A 15,908-nucleotide genomic window follows, 5' to 3' on the forward strand; every position below is an offset into this window, starting at 1 on the left:
TTTTATTATCATATTTTACTGTCAGAACAGCAGTTCAACACCGGCAAAATAACCTTTGAAGTGACTGTCTGTTGTGATGCCGTCGAAACTTCTCACATCAAAATTAAACTCTCGATAACCCGCGCGGACTCGGGTGTCCAACGCCATACCATCGAATTCCCAGCCCAGTCCGACGCTGTAATCATATACCTGACTTTCGTTAACGCCAGCCATCAAATCAGCAAAACCATATAAGCCAAGGCCAGGCATACCAACAACTGCACTCGCGTAACCCATAATCACCGCGCCATCAAAATCTTTTTGATGTGACAATCCATTGCCATTACCAACCCTGAATGAGCCATGCATCTTTTTGTAAGCACCACCTACATCCAAAGACACTATATCGTTATCCAACAGCTCGTAATAAAGCACAAAATCGGTATTACTCAGATCCATGATGCTATTAACATCACCGGTAAAGCCAATACCACCAAACGAAAAGTCTGCATCTGATTTGGCACCGTGCTCTTGCATCCGATTTTCGCGGATCAGCAAATTTGGCAACAGCGGGACAGGATGCTCAACCGCGAACCAAAGGCTGGTGTGTGCGGAAGAGTCATATTCAAAGCTTTGAAGACTTCCACCATCAGCCGGCAGATTACCCGCGGCATCTGCATGCCAATAATCAGCACCTGCTTTAAACCCCAGTACTGTGGCTGCGTTGGCAGAAGAGACCGACATGGCGGTAAGCAACGCAACTGTGAGAAACGATTTCTGCATAATTAACCCTGTGAAAGCAAATTGGTTAAATCAATAAGCGCCGCATTGGCGCGGGAAACATAATTGGCCATCACCAATGAATGGTTAGCCACATAACCAAAGCCCGTGCCATTAAGCACCAGCGGACTCCATACCGATTGCTGGGTCGATTCCAGCTCACGAATGATTTGCTTAAGGCTGACTTCGGCATTTTTCTTCTTAAGCACGTCGGCAAAGTCCACCTCGACGGCCTTCATAAAGTTGAGCAAAGCCCAACAGGAACCGCGGCTCTCGTAGAATACATCATCGATCTCCCACCAGCTGGTTTTCACCTGATGAGCAGCAAGATTGGGCGTAGACTGTCGGGCAGAAGTATCTCCAGCCAAATCAGTATTCAGGCGCTCCTGCCCTACACTGGCAGACAAACGCTGCGACATGCTGCCAAGGCGTTTCTGTACCTCTTTGAGCCACTCATTAAGGTTATCAGCCCGGGCATAGAACTGGGCATCACGATTACTGCTGTCTGAGATCCGGGCACGGTAAAGCTTCAGCAACTTAATGGCATCGCTGTACTCGCTTTCAGCACTTGGCACTAACCAGGAAGTGTGGTCAATATTGAGCTTGGAGTGCGCCTCCAGCAAATCATTGTCGGCGGTGGACTGTGACTGGGAACGGCTGAATTCCTTGCGCATGATAAGTGCCAGATCCCGAGCCTGCTCCAACGCACCGAATTCAAACGCTGGCATGTTGTCCATTAAAATAGATGGAGGGGTAGTATCGTTAGAAAGCCAGCCTCCGGGCTTGTTCAGCAAGGAGTCCAGAGTGTTGATAAGTGATGAGGTGGTTGCATACCCCACCACCATCTGGCCGCTTTCAGTATTCAATACCTCTGGCTCAAGCACATCCGGCTCAATGCTCCACCACACACTTACCCCATACATAAGTACTGTAACTACGGCAGCTACCGCTGCAATCTTTTTCCATGTCACTTGCATCTTCGTTTACTCCGTTAATGATGATGGTGATGATGATCGTCTGCAGCGACGGATACCTTGCTTACAGGCAATGATATTTTGACAATTTCACCGGACTTGAAGGTCAACTCAAATGCCACCATTTCGCCTTCAACAAGGGGAGCGTGCAGCCCAAGCAGCATTATATGATCGCCCCGCTCGCCCAGCATCAGCATCCCATGGGCTTCCACGGGGAAACCGTTCACCTGACGCATCTTAACTACATCATTTTCAGTGACCAAAGTGTGCAGCTGTGCTTCACGGGCAACGGGGGTACTGACGGAAATCAGCTCATTAGCGTCGCCATGATTTATCAGCGTGAAGTAAGCCGCGGTATTAGGCGATACCGGGGGCATTGCCCTTACAAATCCGTCTTTTACTACAATTTCTGCAAGTGCCGACGTAGAGAACACACAAAGCAGAACGAGATTAAACAGATGTTTGAATATTGGTTTCAATGTCATACACTCCATGTCATGCCAAATCAGCAGAGGAAACCCCATGAGTAAGATACTGGTCAAGGACGTAGAGGGCGTACGCCACCTCAGTTTTAATCGCCCGGATAAACGTAATGCGCTCGACCTCGACATGTACCGGCAGCTCACAGAATACCTTACGCAAGGCGAGAGCGACAATGAGATTCGCGCCTTCCTGTTGAGCGGGGAAGCCAATTGTTTCACTGCGGGCAACGATGTTGCAGACTTTTTACAAAATAGTGACTTAGGGCCAAATCACCCGGCTGTTCGCTTTCTGTTTTGTCTGCTCGAACTGAAGAAACCCATGGTGGCAGCTGTCAGCGGCAGTGCCGTTGGTATTGGCACCACGCTGCTGCTCCATTGCGATCTGGTGTACGCCGACAACAGTGCCAAGTTTCAACTGCCCTTTGTCAATCTGGCGCTGGTTCCGGAGGCTGGTGCCAGCATCTTGCTACCAGAATTGGTTGGTTATCAAAAAGCGGCCGAACTGCTGCTGCTTGGCGATCCCTTCGATGCCGCTACTGCCGCTGAACTGCGACTGATCAATGGCATCGTACAGTCCGAAACCCTGTTGCAGACAGCAATGGACAAGGCTAAACGTCTTGCGGCTCAGCCACCGCAAGCACTACAGCAAACAAGACAGCTGATGCGCCCCCATAAACACCGGGTTCAACACCAGATGCACCTTGAACTGGAAGCCTTTGGCGAAAGGCTTAAAAGCGACGAAGCCAAGGCCAGATTTCAGGCATTTCTTCGCAAGGCATAACGCAAGTGCCCCAACCCCTGGCTGAAAACTCCCCCACAGGAGCGCTCAGCAAGGGGCTGGCTACATCATCCAAACACCTGCCCCATCATGCATCCCACTTTTCCATCAGCAGTGCCAGCGCAAAATAAACCAGCAGCGTCATAGCAGGATTCAGCAAGGTAAATACCATCCACGCCACCCGGGTCCACATGCAAGACCAGTCAAACTTATCGGCCATCGCTGCGGCTACGCCACACACCATACGGCGGGGATTTTTAAGGCGCATTTCAATACTGCTCATATTTGCTATTCCTCAAATTTATTCTTATCAAAACCTGTGCCAGCGCATCAGGCAAGTGAACCCGGCACAGACCACAAAGGCTGCTACAGGTAACAACAGCACCAGTGCCGTTTTCAACGAGAGTCCGACCGTCAGCCACATGGATTACTCCTTGGAGGCGACCAGTGCCTCAGCTTTAACAGGCTCATCGGCAACGACCTGCTCTTCCGTGATGGCCACCCAGCTCTTGGTCAGTTCAGCTTTCAATTCCAGCTGCAAATCCAGCGCAACGTTTTGCAACATTTCCTTGGTCTGGCTCACCATGTTTTGCTCGACAGTGCGCAAAAGATCGGTGGTCAGAGCTTCGTTTGCCTGTGCGCTGGCCATGCCCAATGAAGAAGTCAGTGCCAGAACCGCTAAAGTAGATTTCAAAGTTTGCTTAAACATGGTGTTCACTCCTGTTGTTAACCTATGTCGCAAGAGGAATTACAATTGTCGTGCCAATTTTGAAAAATAAAGGCAAGGCACTGTTTTACAAAAGGTTAAATGGCACTTAACACAAAAGAAGAACGGAAGGGAGATGGTTAGCAGGCGAAATTCACCAAGCCTTTAGTAAATTTCGCCAACAAGAAGGAGATGCAGGATTAGAGGCGACTCTCAGCCATGGCTTTCAGTGCATTTTCAATCACTTCGATACCGGCGCCAGGCTTGTGAGCGTTTTCACTCAAGTGACGGCGCCAGGCTCGTGAGCCTGGAATTCCCTGATATAAACCTATGATATGTCTACTAATGTGATTGAGCCTGCCACCTTGCTCAAGGTGTTTCCCGATATAAGGAAGTAATTTCCCGATAACTTCTTCCCGGCTGTGGACCGGTGAGGTCTTCCCGCAGAGGGCACTGTCGACTTCAGCCAGAATAAAAGGGTTCTGATAGGCTTCGCGTCCAACCATCACACCATCAAGCCGCTCAAGATGGGTTTTAGCCGCATCAATCGAGGTCACGCCACCATTGATGCTGATAGATAGCTGTGGGTAGTCCTGCTTGAGCTGATACACACGGTCGTAGTCCAGCGGCGGAATTTCGCGGTTCTCTTTCGGGCTCAGGCCCTGCAACCAGGCTTTACGGGCATGGATGATAAAGGTATCGCAGCCGGCCGCTGCAACAATGTCGATAAAGTCGGTCAGAAAGTCATAGGAGTCCTGCTCGTCAATACCAATGCGGGTCTTTACCGTCACAGGAATCGATACTTGCTGGCGCATCGCATCCACGCACTCGGCCACCAGTTTCGGCTCTGCCATCAGGCAGGCGCCGAAACGGCCATTTTGCACTCTGTCCGACGGACATCCTACGTTGAGATTAACTTCATCATAGCCACGCGCCTCAGCGAGCCTGGCACAGGCAGCCAAATCATCAGGATTGGAGCCCCCCAGTTGCAGCGCCAACGGATGTTCTTCTTCGTTGTACTCCAGATAATCACCCTTTCCATGTAAAATTGCGCCTGTCGTCACCATTTCGGTGTAGAGCAGCGCCTGAGTGGACATCAGCCGGGCAAAATAACGGTAATGTCTGTCTGTCCAGTCGAGCATAGGCGCAACCGAGAAAGTACGATTTAATGGCGATGGCATATAAGGCCCATCCTGTCAGCGGCAATAAAGGGCGGATATTTTACACAGCTGCACTTCAAAACAACACCTGTTATCCAGTGGCGCAGCGGGGTAAAACTTCCCCGTAAGTATAAAATTCATCTACCCTTATGATAATGTGACAGCTATGCATAATTGGTTTTACAAAAAAGTTGATTGAGGTGCGCCCGGAATGAACGTCGAATTTATCAACCCGTTTTTACAGTCTCTGCTGAATGTACTGTCTACCATGGCATCACTGCAGCTGACTCCGGGCAAACCAAGACTCAAGACTGACAATTTGGCCAAAGGCGATGTATCCGGGTTAATTGGTATGGTTGGCCCGCAGACCAAAGGTTCGATGTCAATTACCTTCGATGAAAGCCTGGCATTGCAAATAATGCAAAATATGCTCGGTGAAAACCCAGGAAAAATTAACGATGAAGTAACCGACATGGTGGGGGAAATCACCAACATGGTCACCGGCGGCGCAAAAAACCTGTTGGGTGAAAAGGGGTATGACTTTGAAATGGCGACCCCGGTTGTCGTGGCTGGCACTGGCCACAGGATCTCCCATAAGGCAGACGGCAATAAAATCATTATGCCGTTTACCAGCCCCTACGGCACGGCCTATATCGAAATCTGCTTCGAAAACTGACGGTTAAAAACGACACAAAAAAAGGCGCCCCGGATCTGAGCGCCTTTTTCTGTTCAAGTATCTATCCACACCAAGTGGTTAATCCAGGCAAACAGCCACCCGCGGCGTCAGCTTGGTCACCAGCTCATAGGCGATAGTACCAATCTGCTCAGCCACTTCTTCTACCGGCAGGTCTGGCCCCCACAACATGGCAGCATCACCAACCTTATCATTGGCTTCAGGCCCCAAATCAACCGTCAGCATGTCCATGGAAACCCGTCCCACTATCGGCACCCTGCGGCCATTAATCAGCACTGGCGTACCTTCAGGGGCATTGCGGGGATAACCGTCGCCATAACCGATAGCCACAACGCCGAGACGGGTATCACGACTTGAAGTCCAGTAAGCGCCATAGCCGACACTTTCACCGGCCTTATGCTCACGTACGGCAATCAGCTGCGACATCAGCGCCATGGCGGGTTGCAAACCGTGATTAACACCCAAATCGCCTGCGACCGGCGACACGCCATACAGAGCAATACCCGGCCTGATCCAATCGGCCTGGCTGGCCGGCCAATAGAGCACCCCTGCGGAATTAGCCAGCGTTTTGTCACCGGGTAGGCCGCCAACCAGTTCGTTGAAACGCGCAATCTGCGCTGACGTCACGCCTTTTTCAGGTTCATCAGCGCAACTGAAATGGGTCATCAGATGCACAGGTTTGGCCACATTGGCATTAGCCAGCAGACGCTGATACACCTGCTCGAATTCTTGTGGATGAAACCCCAGGCGATGCATACCTGAATCCACTTTCAGCCACACAGTGACGGGCTTTTTCAGCTGCGCTGACTCCAGCATATCCAGCTGTGATTCATGGTGCACCACGGTATCAATGTCGTGCTCCACCAACAAAGGCAGGTCTTCGGTACGGAAAAAACCCTCCAGCAACAACAGCCGGGCATTTACGCCACCGGCGCGCACTTCCAGGGCTTCTTCGAGGCGGGCCAGACCAAAACCGTCGGCGTCATCGACGACCCCGGTAACATTCAGCAGGCCATGACCATAACCATTGGCCTTGACCACGGCCATAACCTTGCTGCCGGGTGCGATTTGCCGCAACCTGACAAGGTTGGCCTTCAGCGCGCGACTACTGATTTCTGCGCGGGGAAAGGGTTTCAAAATAACTGCCTTGTGAGAGACATAAGGGGATCAGTCCTCCTCAAACTGAGGACCGGCATAATTGTCGAAACGGGAAAATTGGCCCTGGAAGGTCAGACGCACCCGGCCGATAGGGCCGTTACGCTGCTTACCGATAATGATTTCGGCCGTGCCCTTATCGGCAGAATCGTTATTGTATACCTCGTCACGGTAGATAAACATGATGAGGTCCGCATCCTGCTCGATAGAGCCTGATTCACGCAGATCCGAGTTCACCGGGCGCTTGTCGGCTCTTTGTTCCAGCGAGCGGTTAAGCTGCGACAGTGCAATCACAGGAATTTCCAACTCTTTGGCCAGCGCCTTGAGTGAGCGGGAAATTTCTGCAATTTCCAAAGTACGGTTATCGGACAGCGCCGGCACCTGCATCAGCTGCAGGTAGTCGACCATGATCATCGACAGACCACCCCACTCACGGGCAACCCGGCGGGCACGGCTGCGCACTTCAGTGGGGGTCAGACCCGAACTGTCATCGATGTACATCTTGCCCTGCTCGAGCATCAGCCCCATGGTGGAAGACACCCGTGCCCAATCTTCATCATCCAACTGACCGGTACGCACCTTGGTTTGATCCACGCGTCCGAGGGACGCGAGCATACGCATCATGATCTGTTCCGAGGGCATCTCGAGACTGAAAATAAGCACAGGCTTGTCTTCATTCATGGCGGCGTATTCGCACAGATTCATGGCGAAGGTGGTTTTACCCATCGACGGACGGGCTGCCACAATCACCAGATCGCCACTCTGAAAACCTGCGGTCATGCGGTCGAGATCGGAAAAGCCACTGGACACCCCGGTCACGCCATTATGGGGGTTATTGTACAGTTCTTCGATTTTATCGACGGTTTTCTCAAGAATGGATTTTATGTCCTCGGGGCCTTCATTGGCATTGGCCCGCTGCTCTGCAATCTTGAATACCTTGGTTTCGGCCAAATCCAGCAAGGCGCTGGAGTCGCGGCCCTCCGGGTTATAACCGGCATCGGCAATCTCGTGAGCGACCCGGATCATCTCCCGCACCACCGCACGCTCACGCACGATTTCGGCATAGGAGTGAATGTTACCGGCGCTGGGGGTGTTCTTGGCAATTTCGCCCAGATAAGCAAAGCCACCGGCGTCTTCCAGCTCGTTATTCAGCTCCAGCTGCTCAGACACGGTAATCAAATCGAGCGGCTGACCCTGCTCCACCAACCTTTGCATGGCAGAGAATATCAATCGGTGAGAGCGGGAATAAAAATCGTCACGCACCACGGCCTCGGCCACTTTATCCCAGGCTTCGGCATCCAGCATCAGACCACCGAGCACCGACTGTTCGGCCTCAATGGAGTGTGGCGGCATTTTTAGCGCATCAAGCTGAGCGTCTCTGGGTTTCCCCTTGGGCTTAAACGCGGCTTCCTGTGACATTCGGTCTCCCAATATCCAACGGATTTGCAAAATATGGTATAAATCTTCGCGACTTTGGTGATACCAAAGCCTTTCCCATCCACGATGGACTCACGAACAATAATTAAGGAATCAACATGCGCAACCTAGTGGCAGCGGCGCTGGTGCTCTCATCCGGGCTGGCAGTCGCCGACGAAGGCCAGTGGCAACCTTATCAGATGCCTTCCATCGCAGACAAACTCAAGGCCCGTGGAATCGATATTCCTGCAGAACAACTCGCCGACCTGACTCGCCATCCTATGAATGCCGTGGTGGGGCTGGGGTATTGTACCGCCAGTTTCGTATCCCCCCAAGGGCTGGTAGTGACAAATCATCACTGCGCTTACCGGGCCATTCAATATAACAGCAGCAAGGATAAAAACTACCTGGCCGAGGGCTTCCTCGCGACCAGCAAAGACAAGGAACCTTCTGCTGGCCCCAACGAACGCCTGTACGTGACCGAAGCGGTTACTGACGTAACCAAAACCGTCACCGACGCCCTGCCCGAAGCGCCACTGGCCCGGGTTGAAGCCATTGAAAATCGTGAAAAAGCACTGATTAAAGAGTGTGAGAGCGATGATAACTATCGCTGCTCTGTACGCAGTTTCCACAATGGTCTGGAATATTACCTCATCAAGCAACTGATGATCCGCGACGTACGCCTGGTGTACGCGCCTCCTGAAAGTGTGGGTGGCTATGGCGGAGACATCGACAATTACGAATACCCGCGCCACAGCGGCGACTTTACCTTCCTGCGTGCCTATGTAGGCAAAGATGGTAAACCCGCACCATACAGCGAAGACAACGTGCCCTATCAATCAAAGAGCTTCCTGAAAGTGAATGGCTCTGGTGTCAAAGCCGGTGATGGCGTATTTGTTGCAGGTTACCCCGGTTCGACCAGCCGCTACCGTCTGACCACCGAGCTTGAGTTTGCCAGCAACTGGCTCTACCCCACTCAGGCCAAACGTTACCAGGCACGTATCGATACCATTGAGGCTATGGGCGCCGCCGAGCAGGAACTTGCCATCAAATATGCAGGTACCCTGGCTGGTATGGCCAACCGCATGAAAAAACTCAATGGCCTGCTTGACGGCTTTAAAGCCACCGACATAGCTGCCATCAAGCAGCAGCGCGAAGATGCTTTTATGGTCTGGTTTGCCAGCCACGGCGATGCCAAACAAATGGCAGAGCTTAAAGCCCTGATCAAAGAAGGCCAGGATCAGTATCAGACCAACTATTACTTCGAGAATGCCCAGTCCAGTGACCTTCTCGGCGCAGCCAACAGCCTGTACCGCTTGGCTCAGGAAAAACAAAAGCCCGATGCTGAGCGTGAGCAAGGCTTTCAGGAGCGCGACATCAAGATGTTCGCCGATCGCCTGAAGCGCATCGACTCCAGCTTTGATGTGAAAGTAGACAAGGTGCTGTGGCAGGCCGATATTGAAGAGTATCTGGCTCAGTCTCACCGGGTTGAAGCGCTGGACAATATGCTGAATAAAGGTGGCGACAAGCCCTTGTCTGAACGACTGGATGCGCTTTACAGCGCCACCGGCCTGACTGACCAGGTCAGCCGTCTCGCCTGGATGGACAAGACACCTGCCGAGTTCGAGGCAAGTGAAGACCCTTTCATTCAGCTTGCCGTTTCGCTGTACGACACCCGCATGGCACAGGAAAAGGCCGAAAAAACCCTGGATGGTAAGCTGAGTATTGCCCGCCCGGCGATGATGCAGGCGGTAATTGCCTACTACAAAGATAAAGGCTGGCCTGTGTACCCAGATGCCAACGGCACTTTGCGCATAACCTACGGCATGGTGGATGGATATCAGTCCCGTGACGCTCTCTATAAGCAGCCTTTCACCCGTCTCGAAGGCATAGTAGCCAAGCACACAGGGGTTGAACCATACAATGCCCCGCAAAAAGTGCTGGATGCGATCAAGGCCGGTGACATGGGCAAACACAAAGTGGATGACCTCTACCCGGATGCCCGAAGCTTAATGTGCCGTCTGTTCTCATGTCTGGATAAACCCGAGGTTTTCGGCTCGGTGCCGGTGAACTTCCTCACGAGCGTAGACACCACAGGCGGCAACTCCGGCTCGCCCGTGTTTAACGGCAAAGGCGAACTGGTGGGACTCAACTTCGACTCCACCTACGAAGCTATCACCAAAGACTGGTTTTTTAACCCGGAAATCACCCGCGCTGTACACGTAGATATACGTTACATCCTGTGGATGATGGACAAAGTCGACAACGCCCACAACCTGCTTGATGAGATGAACATAGTAACCAACTAACAAGGTTATATATCGTAAAAAGGCCACCTCAGGGTGGCCTTTTTTGGGTTCATACCGTTGATAAGCGAAAAGTATGAGTAGGTTCAATCGATCAGATCCACTTACTTACTTTCTGATAAGTGTGCCATTACTTACCCAATATGAATATATTCCACATCCATCAGTGTCCTCATCCAGCACAAGCCGTTTTGAAAAGCCATAAAAAAACACCGCCATTCGGCGGTGTTTTCTTTGAAGCTTAAAAGCGATTATTCAGCAACTACAGTTACTTTAACAACGGCTTTCACTTCGGTGTGCAGCTGTACTTCAACTTCGAAGTCACCAGTAGTGCGCAGGGCACCGTGTGGCAGACGAACTTCAGCTTTGGCCAGTTCAACGCCAGCGGCGGTAACGGCGTCAGCGATGTCGCGAGTACCTACAGAACCAAACAGCTTGCCTTCGTCACCGGCTTTAGAAGCGATAACAACAGATTCCAGTGCAGAGATCTTCTCAGCACGGGCAGTGGCAGCAGTCAGGTCGGCAGCCAGTTTGGCTTCCAGCTCGGCGCGACGGGCTTCGAAAACTTTTACGTTTTCGGCGTTGGCAACAACGGCCTTGCCCTGTGGCAGCAGGAAGTTACGGGCGTAACCAGCCTTTACAGACACCTGGTCGCCCAGGTTGCCCAGGTTTGCGATTTTATCAAGCAGAATAACGTTCATTATCAAATCCTCTCTATACGATTAGGCTTCAATGCTGGAATTACTGATGCAGATCAGTGTATGGCAGCAGAGAAAGATAACGAGCGCGCTTGATGGCGCGAGCCAGTTGGCGCTGGTACTTAGCGCTGGTACCGGTGATACGGCTTGGAACGATTTTGCCGCTCTCAGTGATGTAGTTCTTCAGAGTAGCAATATCTTTGTAATCGATCTCTGCAACACCTTCAGCGGTGAAACGGCAGAACTTGCGACGACGGAAATAACGTGCCATGTGACAGTCTCCTAAGATTTCAATTCGACATTTTCGGCATGAATAACCAAGCGACTTTGTCCATTCCGACTCTGTTGAGTCGAGATAAAACCCTGTACCTGGATTTCCATGCCTGCCTGCAATTTATCTGTAATGCACTCAAAGTGCTGACCGCTCATGATTGCCTGAATTTGGCAATAGACGTTTCTGGGCAAATCGGCTTCGAAACGTTGGCTTCGGTGCTCTAGCTGAACCACACAGTGTGGGATCCCTGCTGGGCTTTTAAAGCGTCTGACCCTTAAAACAGAGCCAGTCAGCACCAAAGAGTTTGCGGTCACAAACAGAAATTACTCGGCAGATTCTTCAGCGTTTTCTTCGGCTTCATCAGCCTCAGAAGAGCGCTCACTGATGGCAGCACGACGAGCATCACGCTCATCTTTAGCTTTAGCCATTGGAGAGGCCTCGGTGATGGCACCCTTGGTGCGCATTACCATGCTACGCAGAACAGCGTCGTTGAAACGGAAAGCTGTCTCCAGCTCTTCAACAGACTCAGCAGTGGCTTCAACGTTCATCAGAACGTAGTGAGCCTTGTGCAGATCCTGGATTGGGTAAGCCAGTTGACGACGACCCCAGTCTTCCAAGCGGTGGATCTTACCGTTAGCTTCGGTGATAACACCGGTGTAACGCTCGATCATACCTGGTACCTGTTCACTCTGATCAGGGTGAACCATAAATACGATTTCGTAATGACGCATTTATTGCTCCTTACGGGTTTGTAGCCTCGTTATTGGCTCAGCCGGACCAAGTTTTGAGGCAAGGAACGAATTCAAAAGGGCTGATAAGGCGCGAAATACTACATAATGCCGACTAAAAACTCAAGCAATAACTTTGTCAGATTCTTTATCAAAGGTATGATGAGCCCTCACTTTTTTGCCCGGATATCCGGGTATGTGAGCTATCAATAGAAACCGGAAAAGAACTGGCAATTAAAATGATCAATACACGCTTGCTTTCCCTAGTAATTTTGCTTTTTACCACCAAGGTTCAAGCGCTGGTGCCGCCCCAATATCAGGAGCCGGCAACCGGCTTTACTGCTGAAGTTGAGGCCGGATTGCAACTCAACACAGGTAACACCGAATCCAGCAGCTTCAATGGCCGCACCAAACTGGTCTATGACACAGAGAAAGCCCGCCAGGAAGCCCTGCTGAAAGCCTACTTTGCCTCAGACGCGGAAAAAACCACAGCAGAGAAGTACGATGCTCAGTTTCAGTCAAACATTAAAGTCAAATCAGGTTACTTTTTTGGTCGCGGCGAAGGCACCTGGGATGAGTTCGGCTCTTATACCCGGCTGTATACAGGTTCTGTGGGTTACGGCTTTGATGCCATCAGCAGCTATGCTACCAAACTCAAGCTCGAAATCGGCCCCGGTTATCAGTACAGTCAGCCCAAGGCGACACTTTCCAAGCCAGCGCCCGAAGCCGATACCGATGTAATTTTACGTACCGCTGCCAAGTTCGAGCAGCGCATTCACGAATACAGCAGCTTTAACGCCGATCTGACTGCCGAAGTCGGCCAGAATAACACTGCTGTGACCTTGGACCTCGGTTATAAAAATATCCTGTTTCAGGACTTGGCCTTTAAGGTCGGCATGAATATCAAGTACACCGAAGTGGTGCCTGAAGGCACCGAACAAGTGGATACTGTAACCACTTTCAACCTGCTATACACCTTCCGATAAGTGATGCTGAATCAAACGTTGATTAAAAAAGGATTGCCAAGGCAATCCTTTTTTATTGATGACAAGAAGCGCTGATGCCGGATTAACCCAAACGCTGGCGTACTACTTCAAACAGGCAAATGCCGGTTGCCACCGACACGTTCAGGCTTGATACGCTGCCCGCCATCGGAATGGAAATGAGGGTGTCGCAGCCTTCGCGGCTCAGGCGTCTGAGGCCCTTACCCTCGGCACCCATGGCAATCGCCAATGGACCTTTAAGGTTGGCCTCATACAAGGTTGAATCTGCTTCACCGGCAGTACCTGCAATCCATACGCCCCGCTCTTGGATTCGCTTCATGGTGCGGGCAAGGTTGGTCACCTGAAACAGAGGCACGGTTTCAGCCGCGCCGCAGGCCACTTTGCTCACAGTAGGCGTTAAACCAGCGGAGTTATCCTTGGGCACTATCACCCCATGCACGCCAGCGGCATCGGCATTTCGAAGGCAGGCACCGAGGTTATGGGGGTCTGTCACGCCATCGAGGATCAACAGAAAGGGGGTTTCTGTGTTATCCAGCAGCGCCTCCAGATCGTTTTCGGTCAGCACCTTGGCCGGGCGCACCCGAATAATGATGCCCTGGTGCTGGGTGCTCTCGGCCTTCTCATCCAAGGTCTTACGAGCCGCCTGCTGCGACTTGATGCCCCAGTTCTGGGCGATTTCCAGCAGCGGCAGTACCCGCTCGTCCTGGCGGCCATTCATCAGCCACAGCTCCAGCACCCGCTCAGGGGCGTGTTTCAACACAGATTCAACCGCGTGGATGCCGAACACCAATTCCTGTTTCTTCATTTATTTCTTTCTCTTGACTCGCTTGGCGGCCTTTGGTTTACGCTCGGTCGCCTTTTTGGATTTGTTACCGTCTTTCGCCTTGGCATCGCGTTTCTTGCCATCAGCACCGCCGAGTTTGCCGCCAGCCAGTTGGCTGCGCACGCTACCGCCTTTGCCTGGCTTGTCTTTGCCACTGCGGCCACCTTCAAGATTGGCGCGGTCACGGGCTGTCATCGGCTTCTTGCCCGGCTTTTTGCGGCCAGGACGCTCGCCTTCCATCTGCAAATCGATTTGTCTGTCATCCAGATTGACCGCCGCCACTTTCACGGCAACCGGATCGCCAATTTGGTAGATTTGCCCGGAGTTTTCGCCAATCAGGCGCTGACGCTGGGGATCGTACTGGAAATAGTCACTGCCAAGGCTGGAGATATGTACCAGCCCATCGATAAACAGCTCATCCAGTCGCACAAACAGACCGAAGCTGGTCACAGAGGCAATCACACCGCTGAAGCTGTCACCCACGTGGTCTTGCATAAACTCACACTTAAGCCAGTCGGACACATCACGGGTCGCCTCATCGGCGCGGCGCTCGGTATTGGAGCACTCTTCACCCAGTAAATCCAGCTCTTCAATCTGATAATGATAGCCGCCGTCGGCAGTCCATTTTTCACTGGCCTGGCCCTGCTCTTTCGCAAGCAGGTAACGAATAACCCGGTGCAATACCAGATCGGGATAACGACGAATGGGCGAGGTGAAGTGACTGTAGGCCTCAAGCGCCAAACCAAAGTGGCCTTCATTATCCGGGGTGTAAATGGCCTGTCGCATTGAGCGCAGCAGCATTACCTGAATAAGCTCGGCATCGGGTCTGCCTGCCAACTGAGCCATCAGCGCCAAATAATCCGCAGGCTCCGGCTCAAGGCCGCCGGTCATGGACAAACCGCGCTCGGCAAGAAAGTCCTTAAACTGGGTCAACTTTTGCTCCGACGGCTTTTCGTGCACCCGGTACAGCACATGCCCTTTGTGTTTAATCACAAACTTGGCAGCGGCTACGTTGGCTAAAATCATGCACTCTTCAATGATTTTGTGCGCCTGGTTACGGGCACGGGGCACAATGCGGTCAATCTTACGCTGCTCATTGAAAATAAACTGGGTTTCCAGGGTTTCAAAGGCGATGGCGCCGCGCTCAGCTCGCTGCTCATCCAGGCACAGATACAGCTCCTGAAGCACCTTAAGGTGCGGGAACAGTGCTTTGTGCTCATCCTTCACTTCGCCGCCTTCCAGCATGGCCGCCACCTGGGTATAGGTGAAGCGGGCGTGGGAGTGCATTACCGCCGGATAAAACTTATAACCCGACAAGGCGCCCTTGGCAGAGATAGTCATCTCAGCCACCATACACAGGCGGTCAACGCCCGGGTTCAGCGAGCACAGGCCGTTGGAGAGCTTCTCCGGCAGCATGGGAATAACCTGCGACGGGAAGTACACCGAGTTACCCCGGGCACGGGCTTCTTTATCCAAGGCAGAGTCTGTGCGCACATAATGGCTCACGTCGGCAATCGCCACCCAAAGACGCCAGCCGCCACCGCGCTTACGCTCGGCATAAACGGCATCATCAAAATCGCGGGCATCCTCACCATCGATTGTCACCAAAGGCAGTTCGCGCAGATCGACTCTGCCTTCTTTGTCTTCGTCGGTGACGTAGTCAGGAATACGGCGCAGCTTTTTCTCAATTACCGATGACCACTGGTGCGGCAGGTCGTAGTTACGCAGAGCAATTTCGATTTCCATGCCAGGCGCCATTTCCTTGCCCAGCACTTCAGTAACCTTGCCACCGGCACGCACGTAGCGGCCCGGACGACGGGTGAGTTCAATCACCACCACGTCGCCATGGCGGGCACCATTCTTGTCTTCATTGGCAATCAGGATTTCATGGGGAATACGCTTGTCATCGGCCACCACAAAGGCCATACCTGAATCGACACAGAACCGGCCA

Annotated in this window: 18 protein-coding genes; 4 read left to right on the forward strand and 14 right to left on the reverse strand. The window is 52.2% G+C overall.

What is annotated here, in order from left to right:
• Positions 1 to 21: 21 nt before the first annotated feature.
• From ABYK60_RS11535 to ABYK60_RS11545, 3 genes are read right to left on the reverse strand one after another with little or no spacing between them, the layout of a single operon-like run.
• A complete protein-coding gene (locus ABYK60_RS11535; RefSeq protein ID WP_372872172.1) occupies positions 22 to 762 on the reverse strand; it encodes a TIGR04219 family outer membrane beta-barrel protein in 741 nt (246 codons plus the stop codon).
• A 2-nt stretch (positions 763 to 764) separates the two neighbouring features.
• Entirely contained in the window at positions 765 to 1,736 is a 972-nt protein-coding gene (locus ABYK60_RS11540) for a DUF2333 family protein (protein ID WP_372872173.1), read from the reverse strand.
• 14 nt (positions 1,737 to 1,750) lie between these two features.
• Positions 1,751 to 2,227, reverse strand: a complete 477-nt coding sequence (locus tag ABYK60_RS11545) for a copper chaperone PCu(A)C (protein ID WP_372872188.1) — start codon at positions 2,225 to 2,227, stop codon at positions 1,751 to 1,753.
• Positions 2,228 to 2,255: 28 nt separating this feature from the next.
• Between ABYK60_RS11545 and ABYK60_RS11550 the strand changes: the two genes are divergently transcribed.
• A complete protein-coding gene (locus tag ABYK60_RS11550) occupies positions 2,256 to 2,996 on the forward strand; it encodes an enoyl-CoA hydratase-related protein (RefSeq protein WP_372872174.1) in 741 nt (246 codons plus the stop codon).
• An 85-nt stretch (positions 2,997 to 3,081) separates the two neighbouring features.
• Here the strand turns inward: ABYK60_RS11550 and ABYK60_RS11555 are convergent, their stop codons facing one another.
• The 3 genes from ABYK60_RS11555 to dusA all read right to left on the reverse strand — a co-directional run bounded on the left by ABYK60_RS11555 (position 3,082) and on the right by dusA (position 4,880).
• On the reverse strand, positions 3,082 to 3,276 hold the full coding sequence (locus tag ABYK60_RS11555) for a PspC domain-containing protein (protein WP_372872175.1): 195 nt from the start codon (positions 3,274 to 3,276) through the stop codon (positions 3,082 to 3,084).
• Positions 3,277 to 3,420: 144 nt separating this feature from the next.
• Complete coding sequence (locus ABYK60_RS11560; RefSeq protein WP_372872176.1) at positions 3,421 to 3,702, reverse strand: hypothetical protein; 282 nt, start codon at positions 3,700 to 3,702, stop codon at positions 3,421 to 3,423.
• 197 nt (positions 3,703 to 3,899) lie between these two features.
• The gene (dusA, locus tag ABYK60_RS11565; RefSeq protein WP_372872177.1) at positions 3,900 to 4,880 is read right to left on the reverse strand and encodes a tRNA dihydrouridine(20/20a) synthase DusA; all 981 of its coding nucleotides are present in this window, start codon (positions 4,878 to 4,880) and stop codon (positions 3,900 to 3,902) included.
• A gap of 190 nt (positions 4,881 to 5,070) precedes the next feature.
• Here dusA and ABYK60_RS11570 point away from each other — a divergent pair, with 190 nt between their 5' ends.
• Entirely contained in the window at positions 5,071 to 5,535 is a 465-nt protein-coding gene (locus tag ABYK60_RS11570; protein WP_372872178.1) for a chemotaxis protein CheX, read from the forward strand.
• 78 nt (positions 5,536 to 5,613) lie between these two features.
• Here the strand turns inward: ABYK60_RS11570 and alr are convergent, their stop codons facing one another.
• Positions 5,614 to 6,690, reverse strand: a complete 1,077-nt coding sequence (gene alr / locus ABYK60_RS11575; RefSeq protein ID WP_372872179.1) for an alanine racemase — start codon at positions 6,688 to 6,690, stop codon at positions 5,614 to 5,616.
• Between the two features lie 30 nt (positions 6,691 to 6,720).
• Positions 6,721 to 8,127 carry a replicative DNA helicase gene (gene dnaB / locus ABYK60_RS11580; protein WP_126168246.1) on the reverse strand — a complete coding sequence of 469 codons (1,407 nt, stop codon included), beginning with the start codon at positions 8,125 to 8,127 and terminating at the stop codon, positions 6,721 to 6,723.
• Between the two features lie 116 nt (positions 8,128 to 8,243).
• Here dnaB and ABYK60_RS11585 point away from each other — a divergent pair, with 116 nt between their 5' ends.
• Positions 8,244 to 10,433, forward strand: coding sequence for a S46 family peptidase (locus ABYK60_RS11585; RefSeq protein ID WP_372872180.1), 2,190 nt, complete (start codon positions 8,244 to 8,246; stop codon positions 10,431 to 10,433).
• A 248-nt stretch (positions 10,434 to 10,681) separates the two neighbouring features.
• Here the strand turns inward: ABYK60_RS11585 and rplI are convergent, their stop codons facing one another.
• The 4 genes from rplI to rpsF are packed head-to-tail and all read right to left on the reverse strand — an operon-like array spanning position 10,682 to position 12,133.
• Positions 10,682 to 11,131, reverse strand: coding sequence for a 50S ribosomal protein L9 (gene rplI, locus ABYK60_RS11590; RefSeq protein WP_372872181.1), 450 nt, complete (start codon positions 11,129 to 11,131; stop codon positions 10,682 to 10,684).
• A 40-nt stretch (positions 11,132 to 11,171) separates the two neighbouring features.
• Positions 11,172 to 11,399, reverse strand: a complete 228-nt coding sequence (gene rpsR / locus ABYK60_RS11595; RefSeq protein WP_011761169.1) for a 30S ribosomal protein S18 — start codon at positions 11,397 to 11,399, stop codon at positions 11,172 to 11,174.
• A gap of 11 nt (positions 11,400 to 11,410) precedes the next feature.
• A complete protein-coding gene (priB, locus tag ABYK60_RS11600; protein WP_372872182.1) occupies positions 11,411 to 11,716 on the reverse strand; it encodes a primosomal replication protein N in 306 nt (101 codons plus the stop codon).
• 9 nt (positions 11,717 to 11,725) lie between these two features.
• A complete protein-coding gene (rpsF, locus tag ABYK60_RS11605) occupies positions 11,726 to 12,133 on the reverse strand; it encodes a 30S ribosomal protein S6 (protein WP_372872183.1) in 408 nt (135 codons plus the stop codon).
• A 236-nt stretch (positions 12,134 to 12,369) separates the two neighbouring features.
• On the opposite strand from rpsF, the gene ABYK60_RS11610 reads away from it, so the two are divergent.
• A complete protein-coding gene (locus tag ABYK60_RS11610; protein WP_372872184.1) occupies positions 12,370 to 13,116 on the forward strand; it encodes a DUF481 domain-containing protein in 747 nt (248 codons plus the stop codon).
• Positions 13,117 to 13,198: 82 nt separating this feature from the next.
• Here ABYK60_RS11610 and rlmB read toward each other — a convergent pair whose 3' ends face one another.
• Both rlmB and rnr read right to left on the reverse strand, forming a co-directional pair.
• Complete coding sequence (gene rlmB / locus ABYK60_RS11615; RefSeq protein WP_372872185.1) at positions 13,199 to 13,939, reverse strand: 23S rRNA (guanosine(2251)-2'-O)-methyltransferase RlmB; 741 nt, start codon at positions 13,937 to 13,939, stop codon at positions 13,199 to 13,201.
• The coding region (gene rnr, locus ABYK60_RS11620) for a ribonuclease R (RefSeq protein WP_372872186.1) at positions 13,940 to 15,908 on the reverse strand (1,969 nt) is incomplete at its 5' end.

This window comes from Shewanella sp. (assembly GCF_041630135.1).
In the GTDB taxonomy this organism is placed as follows: Bacteria; Pseudomonadota; Gammaproteobacteria; order Enterobacterales; family Shewanellaceae; genus Shewanella.